Here is a 15,783-nt window from a genome sequence, read left to right on the forward strand (position 1 = left end):
TGCGCTGCGGTGGGCCGGTGCGACGACGTCAGCGGTGCGGCCGGCTCGGCGGCGGGCCGCTGCGACTACGTCAGCGGACGTAGTCGCGGGGCCGCCCGCAGGGCGACGCCGGCAGGCCCGCCGGGCGGGATCGTCGGAGCCATGACCGAAACCCCATCCCATCCGGTCGAGACCATCGGCCTGAGCAAACGGTACGGCGAAATTGTCGCCGTCGACTCACTCGACCTCACCGTGCGGGCCGGCGAGGTGTACGGCTTCCTCGGCCCGAACGGCGCCGGCAAGACCAGTACGCTGCGCATGCTGCTCGGCCTCGTCCGCCCCACCGCCGGCACCGTCCGGCTCTTCGGCCGGCCACCCGGCGCACCCGGTCAACTGGACCGGGTCGGCGCGCTGATTGAGGGACCGGCCTGCTACCCCTACCTCTCCGGCTGGGACAACCTGCGGGTGCTGGCCCGGTACGCCGGCACCCCGTCGGTCCGGATCCGCACCGTGCTCGAACTGGTCGACCTGACCGACCGGGCCGGTGACCGCTACTCCACCTACTCGCTCGGGATGAAGCAGCGGCTCGGGGTCGCCGCCGCGCTGCTGAAGGACCCCCGGCTGCTGATCCTCGACGAGCCGACCAACGGGCTGGATCCGGCCGGGATGGCCGACATGCGGGCGCTGATCCGCCGACTGGCGTCGGGCGGCTGCACCGTGCTGCTCTCCAGCCATCTGCTCGGCGAGGTGCAGCAGGTCTGCGACCGGGTCGGCGTGGTCTCCCGGGGACGACTCGTCACCGAGAGCACGGTCGCCGAGCTGCGCGGCAAAACCAGCCTGCGGGTGCTGGCCGACCCGCTCGGCGCCGCCGAGGAGCGCGCCCGGGCACTGCTCGGCCCGGACCGGGTCCGGGTGGTCGACGGCGGACTCGACCTGGCGGTCGAACCCGAGCGAGCGGCCTGGCTGAACGCCGCGTTCGTCGAGGCCGGGCTGGCCGTACGCGAGCTGCGTCCCCGGGAACGTGATCTGGAGCAGGTGTTCTTCGAACTCACCGGCGGTACCGACGCCGCCGGTGCCGACCGGACGACGAAGGAGGTCGGACATGGCGTTCCGGCGACTGCCTGACGTACTCGCCGCCGAGCTGGTCAAGTTGGTCCGTCGGCCGGCGAACTGGCTGCTGCTGGCGGTGGCCCTGGTGCTCAGTCTGACCTTCACCTACCTGGTCCCGTACGCCGGATACGTCGACGGCGCCGAGCCGGCCGGCCCCGGCCCCGGCCCTGGCTCTGGCGGCCCGGCGGAGGCGGCCGGGGACGGGCTGACCGGACTGCTGCCGGCGGAGCTGGTCGGCAACTCGATCGGCGGGCTGCCGATCTTCCTCGGCGCGATCATGCTGATCCTCGGCGTGCTGACGGTCGGCGGCGAGTACGGCTGGGGCACCTGGAAGACCCTGTTCACCCAGGGCCCGCCCCGGTTGGCCGGGTACGCCGGCAAACTCGGCACCCTGGCCGTGGCGACCCTGGTCACGGTGTTGGCGATCTTCGTCTTGGGCGCCGCCGCCAGCGCGGGAGTCGCCGGCATCGAGGGGCAGCCGGTGCACTGGCCGTCGCCGGGCGAGCTGGCGGTCGGCGTGGGTGCGGGCTGGCTGGTCGCGATGATGTGGGCGACCTTCGGGGTGCTGCTGGCCGTACTGCTGCGCGGGGTGGCGCTGCCGGTCGGGCTGGGACTGGTCTGGCTGCTGGCCGTGCAGAACCTGCTGGCCAGTCTCGCCGCACCGCTGCTCGACTGGGTGGCGCAGGCGCAGAAGGGGCTGCCCGGACCGACGGCCGGTTCCCTGGTCGCCGCGCTCGGCGCCGGCCCGGGCACGCCCGGGGTCGAGCAGGTCGTCGGAGGCGGGCAGGCGGCCCTGACGGTCGCCGGCTACCTGGTCGGATTCGCGTTGCTGGCCGGTGCCGTGCTCCGCCGGCGTGACATCCTCTGAACCGATGACCCGGGAGGCGGAACCGATGACCTGGACGCGGCACCGATGACCTCGACCGAGCCGGTGGCGGGAGCCGGGCCGGGCCGGTGGATCTGGCTGGCGGACGGCGCGCTGGCGGTCGGACTGCTCGCGGTCACCGTGCCGGCGAGCACGGTGATCGGCCGGAACATGCCCGGCGCGACCGAGGTGGACGGTTGGGGCTACGCGCTGATCGCGCTCGGCACGCTGAGCCTGACGGTACGTCGCCACCGGCCGATCGGCACGCTGGCGCTCTGCACACTGGCCGTCTCGACGTACCTGGTGGTCGGCTACCCGTACGGGCCGATGCTGCTCAGCTATCTGGTCGCGGTCTACACGGTGGCGGCACACCTGCCGGTACGCCCGGCGGCGGTCGGCACCGCCGTCTCCCTGGTGGTGCTGCTGGCCCACACGGTGCTGTCGGTCCGGGCCAGCCCGCAGGGGCTGGTCGGTCTCCTGCCCGGCTCGGCCTGGGCGGTCGTGCCGTTCGCGGTCGGTGCCACCGTGCGGGTCAACCGGCAGTCCGCCGCCCAGGCCCGGGTCGAGCAGGCCCGGCGGATCGCCGACGACGAGCGGCTCCGGATCGCCCAGGAGGTGCACGACGTGGTCGGGCACGGGCTGGCCGCGATCAACATGCAGGCCGAGATCGCCCTGCACCTGCTGTCGAAGCGGCCGGAGCAGGCGGAGACGGCATTGACCGCGATCAGCCGCACCAGCCGGGAGGCGCTTGACGAACTGCGGGTGACCCTCTCGGTTGTCCGTCGGGACGCCGCGGTCGAGCGGGCGCCGGTGCCCGGACTTGACCAGGTGGCGGCGCTGACCGACCGGCTGCGCCGGTCCGGGTTGCCGGTCACCCTGGAGATCACCGGTGACCGCCGGCCGCTGGCGGTGGCGGTCGACCTGGCCGCGTACCGTGTCGTGCAGGAGGCGCTGACGAACGTGCTGCGGCACGCGGGCGCCGCCAGCGCGACGGTGCGGATCGGGTACCTGCCGGCCGAGGTGACCGTCGAGGTGCTGGACACCGGACACGGCGGGGCGGGGGCGGCCGGGCCGGGCGCCGGGCACGGACTGACCGGGATGCGGGAGCGGCTCGACGCCCTCGGCGGCGCCCTGGAGGTCGGGCCGCGTCCCGGTGGCGGGTTCCGGATCTTCGCGCGGCTGCCCGCGCCGGCACGGGACTGACCGAGGACCGTCCGGGAGGACAGCGGAATGACGAGGACAGCGGAATGATGACCGGAGAGAGCGGGACGACCGGGGGCAGCGGGACGACGATCGGTGTGCTGATCGCGGACGACCAGGACCTGGTGCGGCTGGGCCTGCGGGCCCTGGTCGAGAGTGAGCCGGATCTGCGGGTGGTCGGTGAGGCGGCCGACGGGCTGGGCGCGCTGGCGGTGGCCCGGCGGGAACGACCCGACATCGTGCTGATGGACGTCCGGATGCCCGGAATCGACGGCATCGAGGCGACCCGGCGGATCGTGGCGGACCCGGAACTGGCCGGGACCCGGGTGGTGGTGCTGACCACCTTCGAACTCGACTCGTACGTCTTCGAGGCGCTCCGGCACGGCGCCAGCGGCTTCCTGACCAAGGACACCAAGCCGGTGGAACTGCTCCGGGCGATCCGGCTGGTGGCCGGTGGCGAGGCGCTGCTCTCCCCGTCGGTGACCCGTCGGGTGGTCCGGGAGTTCGCCACCCGGCCGTCCCGGGTGCTCCGCCCGCACCCTCGGTTGGACACCCTGACCGACCGGGAGCGGCAGGTGGTCGGGCTGGTCGGCGAGGGGCTGAGCAACGACGAGATCGGCGGCCGGCTGCTGGTCAGCCCGGCGACCGCGCGTACCCATGTCAGCCGGGCGATGGTCAAGCTGGGTGCCCGGGACCGGGCCCAACTGGTCGTGTACGCGTACCAGTCGGGTCTGGTCGGGCCCTGACCCGCCGGCACGGCCGCGACTCCCCGGCCGGCTCCTCGGCCCGGCCGGGGTGGAGATTCGCCCACGAGGCTGTCGAGCTGCCCCGGTTGTGCACCCGCCCGGTGTCGACGGCTCGGTCGGGGTTCGTCGCCGGACCGGCGAGCCGCCCGGCTGTGCGTGCGGGCCGTCGTCGGCTGCTCGGGCGGGGCGGAGGCGCCGGAGGATGCGGGCGGCTACCCTTGCGGTGGCCGGGAACCCGTGTCTCGGCTCTGCCATGCTCGGGTAAATACGACAAACGGGATGCTGCGCCGTGTTTGACACTTTGAGTGACCGCCTGTCCGGGATCTTCACCAAGCTGCGCGGCAAGGGCCGTCTCACCGACGCCGACATCGACGCCACCGCCCGGGAGATCCGGCTGGCGCTGCTGGAGGCGGACGTCGCCCTGCCCGTGGTCAAGTCCTTCATCGCCAGCCTGAAGGAGCGGGCCCGGGGCGCCGAGGTGTCCCAGGCGCTCAACCCGGCCCAGCAGGTGATCAAGATCGTCCACGAGGAACTCGTCGCCGTACTCGGCGGCGAGGGCCGCCGGTTGCAGTTCGCCAAGCAGCCCCCGACGGTGATCATGCTCGCCGGTCTCCAGGGTTCGGGTAAGACGACCCTGGCCGGCAAGCTGGCCGGCTGGCTGAAGGGGCAGGGACACCAGCCGATGCTTGTCGCCGCCGACCTCCAGCGGCCGAACGCGGTCAACCAGTTGCAGGTGCTCGGCGGCCGGGCCGGGGTCGAGGTCTTCGCGCCGGAACCGGGCAACGGGGTCGGCGACCCGGTCCAGGTCGCCAAGGCGTCGATCGAGCACGCCCGGCGCGCAGCCCGGGACATCGTCATCGTGGACACCGCCGGCCGGCTCGGCATCGACGCCGAGATGATGGCGCAGGCCGCCGCGATCCGCGACGCGGTAGACCCGGACGAGGTCATCTTCGTGATCGACGCGATGGTCGGTCAGGACGCGGTACGCACCGCCGAGGCGTTCCGGGACGGTGTCGGGATCACCGGCGTGGTCCTGTCGAAGCTCGACGGTGACGCCCGCGGCGGTGCCGCCCTCTCGGTACGCCAGGTCACCGGCCAGCCGATCCTCTTCGCCTCGACCGGCGAGAAGCTGGCCGACTTCGACGTCTTTTACCCGGACCGGATGGCCAGCCGGATCCTCGGCATGGGCGACGTGCTGACCCTGATCGAGCAGGCCGAGCAGGCCTTCGACGCCGATCAGAAAGAGAAGATGACCGCCAAGCTGATGGGCGGCGAGCAGTTCACCCTGGAGGACTTCCTCGACCAGCTCATCGCGGTACGCCGGATGGGGCCGATCGCGAACGTCCTGGCCATGATGCCCGGGATGGGGCAGATGAAGGACCAGTTGGCCGAGGTCGACGACAAGCACTTCGACAGGGTCACCGCGATCATCCGGTCGATGACCCCAGGCGAGCGGACCAACCCGAAGATCATCAACGGCTCGCGGCGGGCCCGGATCGCCACCGGCTCCGGGGTCACCGTGATGGACGTCAACCAACTGCTCAACCGCTTCGCCGAAGCGCAGAAGATGATGAAGCAGATGGGCGGCATGATGGGCCTGCCCGGCGGCCGGCGCAAGGCGACCAAGTCGCCGAAGAACAAGCGCAAGGGCACCAAGGGCGGCGGCCGGCCCCGGGTCGGCGGTCCGGCCGGCGGCTTCCCGGGTGGCATGCCGCAGTTGCCGCCGGGGCTGGACCCGAACGCGCTGCCGGGCGGCGGCCAGGGCCTGCCGCCCGGCTTCAAGCTGCCGAAACTGGACTTCAACAAGCTCGGCAAGCGCCCGAACGACAAGTGACGGTGCGACTGGTGGCCGGTGACAGTTCGGGTGGCGGCCGGGCGTCCCGGAGGCCGGCGGCGACGGACGTGCTGTCCGTCGTACGGGACAGTGGGCGATAGCCTGACCGCGTAGAGTGACGGCGTCAGCGGGAAGGGGTGGTCATGACCGCGGCGCCGATGCTGCCGGAGCGGCAGGAGCGGACGGTTGACGACCTCGGCGAGCTGCCGAAGGACCTTCCGTACGAACTGGTCAACGGAAGGTTGATCCTGCCGTCCCCACCCACCTGCACCAGGACCTCTGTGTCGAAATCCTGCTGGCACTCGAGGCGAACTGTCCGCCGGAGTACGTGGTCGGCATCGACCTGTCGATGCGGGTCGACCGGCGCAACGAGCCCCGGCCCGACGTGGTGGCACTGCGCCGGGAGCACGTCACCCGCAGCCCGGTCCCGGTGCGGGACGCCGTCATCGCGGTCGAGGTCATCTCACCCGACTCCACCTTCCAGGACATGTACGACAAGGCCCGGGTCTACGGCCACGCCGGGGTGCCGACCTACTGGGTGGTGGACCCGCTGCACGAGCGGATGACCCTGACCGAGTTCGTGCTCGGCCCGACGGGTGAATACGAGCCGGCCGCGCACACCGACGACGTCTTCGACACCGAGCGGCCGTGGAAGGTCACCGTCGACCTGCCGGCCCTGACCAGCCGCTGGGCCGGGCTGCGCGACCGCGCCGAGCGGTGACCTCCGGCGGGCCGCGCCGGGGCGCGGCGGTGCGCCGGGCTTCCATCGGGTAGGAATGTGCGCATGGCGCTGCACGTACGAGGGGTCGTGCTCCCGGACGACGAGGTCCGAGACCTGTGGCTGGTCGGTGACCGGGTGACCTTCACCCCGGTGCCCGGTGCGGTGACGGTGGCCGACCGCGGTTTCGTGCTGCCCGGTCTGGTCGACGCGCACTGCCATCCGGGGATCGCCCCGGGCTCGGTGCCGGTCACCTCGCTGGACCAGGCCCGCGAACTCGCCCGGATCGACCGGGACGCCGGGGTGCTGGCGATCCGGGACGCCGGCTCGCCGTTCGCGTACCCGGAGTTGGAGGACGAGCCGGACCTGCCCCGGCTGGCCCGCGCGGGCCGGCACGTCGCGCCGCCGAGGCGCTACCTGCGGGGCATCGCGGTCGAGGTCGAGCCCACCGAGGTTCCGGCGGCGGTGACCGAGCAGGCCCGGGCCGGCAACGGCTGGGTCAAGCTGGTCGGCGACTGGATCGACCGGGAGGTCGGCGACCTGGCGCCGTCCTGGGACGCGGAGACCGTGGCCGCCGCGGTGGCCGCCGCGCACGCGGCCGGGGCGCGGGCCGCGGTGCACACCTTCTCCGAGGTCGGGGTCGAGCTGATGGTCCGGGCCGGGGTCGACTCGGTCGAGCACGGCACCGGGCTCAGCCTGGAACTGGTCGACGAGATGGCCCGGCGGGGCACCGCACTGGTGCCCACCATGATCAACATCGCCACCTTCGGCGAGATCGCCGAGCGGGCCGCCGCGAAGTTCCCCGGGTACGCCAAGCACATGCTCGCGCTCCGCGACAACTTCCCGGCGGTGGTCGGGGCGGCGTACGAGGCCGGCGTGCCGATCTACGTCGGCACCGACGCGGGCGGCGGGATCGACCACGGGCTGGCCGCCGAGGAGATGCTGCTGCTGCACGAGCGGGCCGGGATGTCCCCGGTCGACGTGCTGGCCGCCGCCTCCTGGCGGGCCCGGGACTGGCTCGGCTTCCCCGGCCTGGTCGAGGGCGGCCTCGCCGACCTGGTGGTCTATCCCAGCGACCCGCGCACCGACCTGCGGGTGGTACGCACACCGGAGCGGATCGTGCTGCGCGGCCGGCTGCTGCGCTGACCCAGCCCCCACCAGCCTGAGCTGTAAGGCGGGGGCCCTTCTACAACAAAAAGCGATAAGGAGGGGCCCTTCCTTTCACCCGGGCCGGGCGCGTCGGCTTCGGCGGCGGCGCATAGGATGTGCCCTCATGGCACGCGTGCTCACTCCCCGTGCGGAGGACTTCCCCCGCTGGTACCAGGACCTGATCGCCAAGGCGCAGCTCGCCGACAACGGCCCGGTGCGGGGGACCATGGTCATCCGACCGGCCGGCTACGCCATCTGGGAGCGGATGCAGGCCGAGATGGACGCTCGGATCAAGCTGGCCGGCGCGGAGAACGCGTACTTCCCGCTCTTCATCCCGGAGAGCTACCTGCGCCGGGAGGCACAGCACGTCGAGGGCTTCTCGCCCGAGCTGGCGGTGGTCACCCACGGTGGCGGCAAGCAGCTCGCCGAGCCGGTGGTGGTCCGGCCGACCAGCGAGACCGTGATCGGCGAGTTCATGGCGAAGTGGGTCGACTCCTACCGCGACCTGCCGCTGCTGCTCAACCAGTGGGCCAACGTGGTGCGCTGGGAACTGCGTCCCCGGATCTTCCTGCGGACCAGCGAGTTCCTCTGGCAGGAGGGGCACACCGCGCACGCCGACGAGACCGACGCGCGGGCGTACGCCCGGAAGATCCTGCACGAGGTCTACGAGGACTTCATGGTCGGGGTGCTCGGCATTCCGGTGCTGGTCGGGTTGAAGACCGCCCGGGAGCGGTTCGCCGGTGCCACCCGCACGTACACCCTCGAAGGCATGATGGGTGACGGCAAGGCGTTGCAGATGGGCACCTCGCACGAGCTGGGACAGAACTTCGCCAAGGCTTTCGACATCACCTACACCTCGGCGGAGCGCAGTGTCGAGCACGCCTGGACCACCTCGTGGGGCAGCTCCACCCGGATGCTCGGCGGGCTGATCATGTGCCACGGCGACGACAACGGGCTGCGGGTGCCGCCGAAGCTGGCGCCGGTGCAGGCGTACGTGATGGTGGTGAAGGCCGGCGACGGCGTCGCCGAGGCGGCCGCGAAGCTCTGCGACGCGCTGCGCGACGCCGGGGTCCGGGTCGCCCTCGACGACCGGGTGGACACCCCGTTCGGCCGCCGGGCCGTCGACGCCGAGCTCAAGGGCTATCCGGTACGCGTGGAGCTCGGTCCCCGCGACCTGGCCGCCGGCAACGCGGTGCTGGTCCGCCGGACCACCGGCGCCAAGACCCCGGTCCCGGTGCCGGACGTGGTGGCCGGGGTGCTCGCCGCGCTCGACGCCGACCAGAAGGCGCTCTACGACGAGGCGTTGGCCCGGCGCGAGTCGCAGACCGTGTCGGTGGACTCGCTGGCCGAGGCGATCGAGGCGGCCGGCACCGGCTTCGCCCGGGTGCCGTGGTCGGCGGTCGGCGCCGAGGGGGAGGCGACCGCGAACGCCCAGGGCGTGACGGTGCGCTGCCTGCGCCGGGCCGACGGTTCGGTGCCGGACTCGGAGGACGAACCGGAGCTGACCGCCATCCTGGCCCGTTCCTACTGATCCGGGGGGTCGAGACCGGGATGCGCTTTTCGCCGGGCCGCGTCGTCGTGCACCGCAACGTCCGGCGGGGGCGGATCGGCTGGGTCCGCCCGGCCCGGGTGGTCAGCGACGACGACCGTGGCCTGCTGCTCTGGGTCGCCCGGGGCACCCAGGTGGCCAGCGAGGTCAGCGCGGACGGCCAGGGGATGCGGGCGATGCCGTTCACCGAGTGGATCACATCGACGTACCGGATGCGGGTCGCCACCTGGGCCGGCCCGCCGGTGCTGAAGTTCCTGCCGGCCGGTGCGGACCATTCGGTCTGGTTCTTCCGGGACGAGGCCGACCGGTTCGCCAGCTGGTACGTCAACCTGGAGGAGCACGGCGTCCGCTGGGACGACGGCGACCTGGCCGGGGTCGACATGGTCGACCAGGACCTCGACGTGGTGGTCCGGCCGGACCACAGCTGGGCGTGGAAGGACGAGGGCGAGTTCGCCGAGCGGCTGGCGCTCCCGGAGCACTACTGGGTGCCGGACGCGGCGGCGGTACGTGCCGAGGGCGAGCGGGTCATCAAGATCGCCGAGGCGGCAGAGTTTCCGTTCGACGGCACCTGGTGCGATTTCGTCCCCGACCCGGCCTGGACCGCGCCGGAGCTGCCGCCCGGCTGGGACCGCCCACCCGTGCGCTGAACGCCCGGACCGCCGCCGGCCCGGCTCAGTTGCCGGCCGGCGCGACGTTGGCGGACAGTGCCGGCCCCGCCTGCCGGGGAGGGGCGTACGGGCGGCAGGAGGCCCGGATGACCAGTTCGGTGGGTAGCCGGATGTGGGTGTCCCGTTCGGTGCCGCCGACCAGGTCGATGAGCAGGCGCAACGCCTCGGCCCCCATCCGTTGCAGCGGCTGCATGATCGTGGTCAGCGGCGGGTTGACGAGCGCCGACTCCGGTACGTTGTCGAAGCCGATCACGGAGAGGTCGTCGGGCACCCGCAGGCCCAGGTGCCGGGCGACGTCGAGGGTGGAGATGGCCGAGAGGTCGTTTCCGGCGAAGACCGCGGTCGGCCGGTCGGGCAGGGCCAGCAGCTCGGCGGCCGGGCCGGCGGCGCTGGCGGTGCGGAAGCCGCCGACCCGGACCAGCCGTTCGTCCACGGGTACGCCGGCGTCGGCCATCGCCTTGCGGAACCCGGCCTCGCGCAGCCGGGCCGACTCGAGGTCGGAGCGGCCGCTGATGTGCCCGATCCGGCGGTGCCCGAGCGAGAGCAGGTAGTTGGTCGCGAGTACGGCGCCGGCGAAGTTGTCGGAGTCGACGGTGGGCAGCCCGGACGGGCCGGTGTGCGGGTCGACGGCCACGACGTGGAAGCCCTGGTTGGTCTCGACCACGGTTGGCGTGACGATCACGGCTCCGTCGATGAGCGTTCCGGAGAGCCGGGCCAGCGACCGCCGCTCCCAGCCGATGGCGGTGCCGGCGCCGTCGCCGCCGGAGTAGGCCAGCAGTTGGTAGCCGGTGCCGACCACCTCCCGCGACGCGCCCTTGAGCAGTTCGGTCGAGAACGGCTCGAACTCGGCGACCAGGATGCCCAGCACGTTGGTGCGGTGACTGCGCAGGCTCTGCGCCCCGAGGCTGGCTTCGTACCCGAGCTGGTGGATGACCTGCTGCACGCGTTCCACGGTCGCCTGGGCCACGCCATACCGGCCATTGACCACCTTGGATACCGTCGCGACGGAGACGCCGGCCGTACGGGCCACGTCCGACATCTTGACACGCCTCGGGAACGCCACGCCGACGATGATAGAGGGCGGCAAGCGCCCTGTGACAGGGGAGTCGAAAACGTTATCGACAACGGTTGACACCGCGTTACGTGGCTGTAAAACTCGCCGTTCAGGTGAGTACCGCGACTGATAGTCGAGGAGACATTCGATGGCGATGAAAGGCCGCGCGGGCACCGTCCTGGCGCTGCTTACGACCAGCGCACTCCTTGCTGCCGGATGTAGTGGCGGCGGCGAAGAAGCGCCCGCTGAGGAAGAGCTCTACAAGAACCCGGTGACCCTGACCTGGTGGCACAACCAGTCACAGGACGGGCCCGGCAAGAGTTACTGGGAGAAGGTCGCCAAGGACTTCTCCGCGCTGCACCCGACCGTCACGATCCAGATCGAGGCGATCGAGACCAACCAGCTCCAGCGGACCCGGATCCCGGCCGCCCTGCTGAGCAACGACCCGCCGGACATCTTCGCGTCCTGGGGTGGCGGCGAGGTCCGGGAGCAGGTGGAGGCCGACTACCTGAAGGACATCACCGAGCAGACCAAGACCGAGGTCGAGAACATCGGCAGCGCCACCGAGATCTGGGCGGTGGACGGCAAGCAGTACGGTCTGCCGTACCGGATGGGTATCGAGGGCATCTGGTACAACAAGGACATGTTCGCGCGAGCGGGCATCACCGCGCCGCCGACCACCTTCGAAGAGCTGAACGACGCGGTCACCAAGCTCAAGGCCATCAACGTGGTGCCGATCGCCCTCGGTGCCGGTGACAAGTGGCCGGCGGCGCACTGGTGGTACAACTTCGCCCTGCGTGCCTGCTCGGTCGACACCCTGAAGAAGGCCTCCACCGAGACCACCTTCGACGACCCGTGCTTCGTCAAGGCCGGCCAGGACCTGAAGGCCTTCATCGACACCAACCCGTTCCAGCCCAACTTCATCGCCACCCCGGGCCAACACGACCCGACCAGCGCGAACGGGCTGCTGGCCAACGGCAAGGCCGCGATGGAACTGATGGGCGACTGGAACAAGGGCACCCTGGAGTCCGTCGCCGAGGACAAGGCGGCGCTGGCCAAGTTCCTCGGCTGGTTCCCGGTGCCGGCGATCTCCGGCTCTGCCGGTGACCCGAAGGCCGCCCTCGGCGGTGGCGACGGGTTCTCCTGCGCCAAGAACGCGCCGGCCGAGTGCGTCGAGTTCCTCAAGTACATCCTCAGCCCCGACGTGCAGAAGGGCTACGCCGCCACCGGCGCCGGCCTGCCGGTCACCAAGGACGCGGCGTCCGCCGTCGAGGATCCCGCGCTGAAGTCCATCCTGGAGGCGACGGCGAACGCGACCTACGTCCAGCTCTGGCTGGACACGGCGTTCGGCAGCACCGTCGGCACCGCGATGAACGACGCGATCGTCGCCATCTTCGCCGGCAACGGTACGCCGGAGAAGGTCGTCGACGCGATGAAGGCGGCCGCACGCAAGTGACCGCCACCAACCCCACCCTGAACCCCGCCGGCGGCGCATCCGCGCCGCCGGCGGGCGCCCGGCCCGCCCGGCGGCGGGCGTCCTCCCGCGGAGCCGACAACCGACGCAAGTGGTACGAGATCATCGGGCTGACCACGCCGGCGATCATCGTCTACGTGATGTTCGTGCTGGTGCCGATGGGCTTCGCGGTCTACTACAGCCTCTTCCGCTGGCGTGGGGTCGGAGCGCCCACCGACTTCGTCGGCTTCGACAACTACGTGCTGGCCTTCGAGGATCCGATCTTCCTCGACGCGTTGCGCAACAACGCCATCGTCGTGGTCGGGTCGCTGCTGGTGCAGGGTCCGATCGCGCTGGCCGTCGCCCTGCTGCTCAACCGCCGCTTCCGCGGCCGCACCGTGTTCCGGCTGCTGGTCTTCGTGCCCTACGTGCTCGCCGAGGTCACCGTCGGCATCATGTGGAAGCTGATCCTCACCGACGGCGGGACGGTCGACGCGCTGCTGCGCTCGCTCGGGCTGGGCAGTTTCGTGCAGGCCTGGCTCGCCGACCTCGACATCGTCATCTGGACGCTGCTCTTCGTCCTCACCTGGAAGTACGTCGGCTTCGCCATCATCCTGCTGCTCGCCGGCCTGTCGAACGTGCCGCCGGAGCTGAGCGAGGCCGCCGCGATCGACGGGGCGAGCTGGTGGCAGGTGCAGCGGCACATCACGCTTCCACTGCTCGGCCCCACCATCCGGATCTGGATGTTCCTGTCGATGATCGGTTCGTTGCAGGTCTTCGACGTGATCTGGGTGACCTCGGTGCCCGCGGTGCGGTCGCTCGGCGCGTCGGCCACCATGGCGACCTACATGGTCGACAACGGCTTCTTCGCCCGGCTGTGGGGCTACGGCAACGCGGTCGCCGTGATCCTCTTCGTCATCTCCTTCGTCGCGGCGCTGCTCTTCCAGCGGTTCCTGCTCCGCCGTGACATCCAGGGTGCCATCACCACCAGAAGGGTGAAATGACCGTGGCCGCGAACGCAGCCCTGCCCCGACCGTCCCAGCGCCGTCCGGTGTCGTGGGGTAACCCGCTCACCTACGCGCTGGCGCTCGCGGTGGCGGCCGTGTCGATCGCCCCGGTCGTCTACGTGATCGTCGGCGGCTTCCGCACCACCCCGCAGATCGTCGCGAACCCGGCCGGCCTGCCCGACCCGTGGGTGTTCGACAACTACGCCAGGGTGCTGACCCGCGGCGACTTCTGGGGCCAGGTGTTCAACAGCGCGGTGATCGCCTTCGGCACCACGCTCGGGGTGGTGGTGCTCGGCGTCTGCGCGGCGTACGTGCTGGCCCGGTACACCTTCCGCGGGCGCGAGGCGCTCTACACCTTCTTCACGCTCGGTCTGCTCTTCCCGGCCGGCGCGGCGATCCTGCCGCTCTACCTCATGCTGCGCGATTTGAGCCTGGTCAATTCCTACTACGCGGTGATCCTGCCGCAGATCGCCTTCGCCCTGCCGCTCACGATCGTGATCCTGCGACCGTTCCTGGCCGCGATCCCCCGCGAGCTGGAGGACGCCGCCGCGATCGACGGCACCGGGCGGCTCGGCTTCCTCTGGATGATCGTGCTGCCGCTGTCCCGCCCCGCGCTCGTCACGGTCGGGATCCTGGCCTTCGTGGCGAGCTGGAACGCCTTCCTGCTGCCCCTGCTCGTGCTCAGCGACGTCAATCTGCACACGCTGCCCCTGGGCGTGCAGAACTTCTCGAGCCAGTACACCGCGGACACGGCGGGAATTCTCGCCTTCACCTCGCTGGCGATGCTGCCGGCGCTGGCGTTCTTCACGTTCGCCGAGAAGCAGATCGTCGGTGGTCTCCAGGGCGCGGTCAAGGGGTGACGGGGCGGTCCGCCGTCAGGATCGGGCCGATCTCGATCACCCACCAGCTCACACCGGCCGGCGAGTTCGCCGGCCGGTGTGAGCTTCCCGGGCCGGGTCTGGCACAATAGGTCGCTGGTATCCGGCGCGCGTCCGGCGCCCTCTAACCCGGGCGCGTCGCCAGTCCATCGAGCAGTCCCCGGCTCAAACCCCACTGTGCCGGTCGGCTCTCACCCGCGCACCGCCCGTGTCCGGGCCGGTGAGAATCGCAACAGGAGCGAACACACTGTGGCCGTAAAGATCCGGCTTCTGCGGATGGGTAAGATCCGCAACCCGCAGTACCGTATTGTCGTCGCCGACTCGCGCACCAAGCGTGACGGCCGGGCGATCGAGTTCGTCGGGATCTACCAGCCGAAGGAAGACCCTTCGGTGATCCAGGTCAAGTCGGAGCGGGTGCAGTACTGGCTCTCGGTCGGCGCCCAGCCGAGCGAGGCCGTCCAGCGCCTGCTGGAGAAGACCGGCGACTGGCAGAAGTTCAAGGGCCTGCCGGCCCCGCCGCCGCTGCTGGTGGCGCCGGAGAAGGCCGACCGCACGGCGGCCTACGAGGCCGAGGCGAAGGCCGCGGCCGGGCTGACCGAGTCGGCCAAGCCGGCGAAGAAGGCGGCCAAGGCGGCCCCCGCCAAGGCCGAGGAGCCCAAGGCCGAGGCACCCAAGACCGAGGAGCAGGCCGGTGCGGACTCCGGCGAGCAGGCCTGACGTGGCGCTCCGGCCAGCGCTCGAACACCTGGTCAAGGGCATCGTCGACCACCCGGACGACGTACGGGTCCGGATGGTCGACTCCCGGCGCGGCAAGCGCCTGGAGGTGCGGGTGCACCCCGAGGACCTGGGCACCGTGATCGGCCGCAGCGGCCGTACCGCGAAGGCACTGCGCCAGGTGATCGGGTCGATCGGCGGCCGTGGGGTACGCGTCGACATCGTCGACTCGTACTGACCCGCGGACTCCTCGATGCTCCTGACCGTCGGCCGGATCGGCCGTCCGCACGGCATCCGCGGTGAGGTGACCGTTGAGGTGCGGACCGACGAGCCCGAGGCGCGGTTCGCCGTCGGGACGGTGTTGCGCACCGACCCGGCGGCGGCAGCCGGCCAAGCCCCGGCACCGCTCGACAGCGGGCCCGGAGAGCTGTTCCGGGTGCCCGACCGGCTCACCGTCGAGGCGGTCCGGTGGCATCAGGGCAGGCTGCTCGTCGCCTTCGACGGCGTCTACGACCGCGATGTCGCCGAGGCGCTGCGCGGCACCCTGCTCGTGGTCGACAGCGCCGAGCTGTCGCCGCCGGACGACCCCGACGAGTTCAACGACCACCAGTTGATCGGGCTCGCCGTGGTCACCCCGGCCGGCGAGTCCCTCGGCGAGGTGGCCCGGATCGACCACGCGCCCGCCTCCGACCTGCTGGTGCTGCGCCGCCCGGAGGGGCGTACCGCGCTGATCCCGTTCGTCCGGGCGATCGTCCCGGAGGTGGACCTGGCCGCCGGCCGGGTGGTGGTGGACGCCCCGCCGGGCCTGCTGGATCTCTGAGCGGCGAGGTCTGTTAGGAAGGGCCCCTTCCTATACAGA

The 15,783-nt window shown here is 71.5% G+C and carries 16 protein-coding genes; 15 read left to right on the top strand and 1 reads right to left on the bottom strand.

Going from position 1 to position 15,783, the window contains the following annotated elements; translation table 11 throughout:
• The first annotated feature begins 141 nt into the window (after window positions 1-141).
• The 9 genes from O7626_RS06390 (at window position 142) to O7626_RS06430 (ending at window position 9,797) form a co-directional block, all read left to right on the top strand.
• On the top strand, window positions 142-1,104 hold the full coding sequence (locus tag O7626_RS06390; RefSeq protein WP_278060191.1) for an ABC transporter ATP-binding protein: 963 nt from the start codon (window positions 142-144) through the stop codon (window positions 1,102-1,104).
• A complete protein-coding gene (locus tag O7626_RS06395; protein ID WP_278060193.1) occupies window positions 1,082-1,957 on the top strand; it encodes an ABC transporter permease in 876 nt (291 codons plus the stop codon). The genes O7626_RS06390 and O7626_RS06395 overlap by 23 nt, the downstream gene beginning before the upstream one ends.
• A gap of 45 nt (window positions 1,958-2,002) precedes the next feature.
• Complete coding sequence (locus O7626_RS06400) at window positions 2,003-3,157, top strand: sensor histidine kinase (RefSeq protein WP_278060195.1); 1,155 nt, start codon at window positions 2,003-2,005, stop codon at window positions 3,155-3,157.
• A 44-nt stretch (window positions 3,158-3,201) separates the two neighbouring features.
• Complete coding sequence (locus O7626_RS06405; protein WP_278060197.1) at window positions 3,202-3,900, top strand: response regulator transcription factor; 699 nt, start codon at window positions 3,202-3,204, stop codon at window positions 3,898-3,900.
• Window positions 3,901-4,189: 289 nt separating this feature from the next.
• Window positions 4,190-5,734 carry a signal recognition particle protein gene (gene ffh, locus O7626_RS06410; protein WP_278060199.1) on the top strand — a complete coding sequence of 515 codons (1,545 nt, stop codon included), beginning with the start codon at window positions 4,190-4,192 and terminating at the stop codon, window positions 5,732-5,734.
• Between the two features lie 295 nt (window positions 5,735-6,029).
• A complete protein-coding gene (locus tag O7626_RS06415) occupies window positions 6,030-6,455 on the top strand; it encodes a Uma2 family endonuclease (RefSeq protein ID WP_278066074.1) in 426 nt (141 codons plus the stop codon).
• A gap of 63 nt (window positions 6,456-6,518) precedes the next feature.
• Window positions 6,519-7,598, top strand: coding sequence for an amidohydrolase family protein (locus tag O7626_RS06420; RefSeq protein WP_278060201.1), 1,080 nt, complete (start codon window positions 6,519-6,521; stop codon window positions 7,596-7,598).
• A gap of 127 nt (window positions 7,599-7,725) precedes the next feature.
• Window positions 7,726-9,132, top strand: a complete 1,407-nt coding sequence (gene proS, locus O7626_RS06425) for a proline--tRNA ligase (RefSeq protein ID WP_278060203.1) — start codon at window positions 7,726-7,728, stop codon at window positions 9,130-9,132.
• A gap of 20 nt (window positions 9,133-9,152) precedes the next feature.
• The gene (locus O7626_RS06430) at window positions 9,153-9,797 is read left to right on the top strand and encodes a DUF402 domain-containing protein (protein ID WP_278060205.1); all 645 of its coding nucleotides are present in this window, start codon (window positions 9,153-9,155) and stop codon (window positions 9,795-9,797) included.
• A gap of 25 nt (window positions 9,798-9,822) precedes the next feature.
• On the opposite strand, the gene O7626_RS06435 is transcribed toward O7626_RS06430, so the two are convergent.
• Entirely contained in the window at window positions 9,823-10,881 is a 1,059-nt protein-coding gene (locus O7626_RS06435; protein ID WP_278060206.1) for a LacI family DNA-binding transcriptional regulator, read from the bottom strand.
• Between the two features lie 139 nt (window positions 10,882-11,020).
• Here O7626_RS06435 and O7626_RS06440 point away from each other — a divergent pair, with 139 nt between their 5' ends.
• The 6 genes from O7626_RS06440 (at window position 11,021) to rimM (ending at window position 15,744) form a co-directional block, all read left to right on the top strand.
• Window positions 11,021-12,328, top strand: a complete 1,308-nt coding sequence (locus tag O7626_RS06440) for an extracellular solute-binding protein (protein ID WP_278060208.1) — start codon at window positions 11,021-11,023, stop codon at window positions 12,326-12,328.
• Entirely contained in the window at window positions 12,325-13,329 is a 1,005-nt protein-coding gene (locus tag O7626_RS06445) for a sugar ABC transporter permease (RefSeq protein ID WP_278060211.1), read from the top strand. Before O7626_RS06440 ends, O7626_RS06445 begins: the two co-directional genes overlap by 4 nt.
• Window positions 13,326-14,192, top strand: coding sequence for a carbohydrate ABC transporter permease (locus O7626_RS06450; RefSeq protein WP_278060213.1), 867 nt, complete (start codon window positions 13,326-13,328; stop codon window positions 14,190-14,192). Before O7626_RS06445 ends, O7626_RS06450 begins: the two co-directional genes overlap by 4 nt.
• Before the next feature lie 267 nt (window positions 14,193-14,459).
• Window positions 14,460-14,927 carry a 30S ribosomal protein S16 gene (gene rpsP, locus O7626_RS06455; RefSeq protein ID WP_278060214.1) on the top strand — a complete coding sequence of 156 codons (468 nt, stop codon included), beginning with the start codon at window positions 14,460-14,462 and terminating at the stop codon, window positions 14,925-14,927.
• Complete coding sequence (locus tag O7626_RS06460) at window positions 14,902-15,162, top strand: RNA-binding protein (RefSeq protein ID WP_199853371.1); 261 nt, start codon at window positions 14,902-14,904, stop codon at window positions 15,160-15,162. Before rpsP ends, O7626_RS06460 begins: the two co-directional genes overlap by 26 nt.
• 15 nt (window positions 15,163-15,177) lie before the next feature.
• Window positions 15,178-15,744 (top strand): ribosome maturation factor RimM, encoded by a 567-nt coding sequence (rimM, locus tag O7626_RS06465; protein WP_278060218.1) that lies wholly within the window; start codon window positions 15,178-15,180, stop codon window positions 15,742-15,744.
• Window positions 15,745-15,783: the final 39 nt, after the last annotated feature.

This window comes from Micromonospora sp. WMMD1102 (assembly GCF_029626265.1).
Lineage (GTDB): Bacteria > Actinomycetota > Actinomycetes > Mycobacteriales > Micromonosporaceae > Plantactinospora.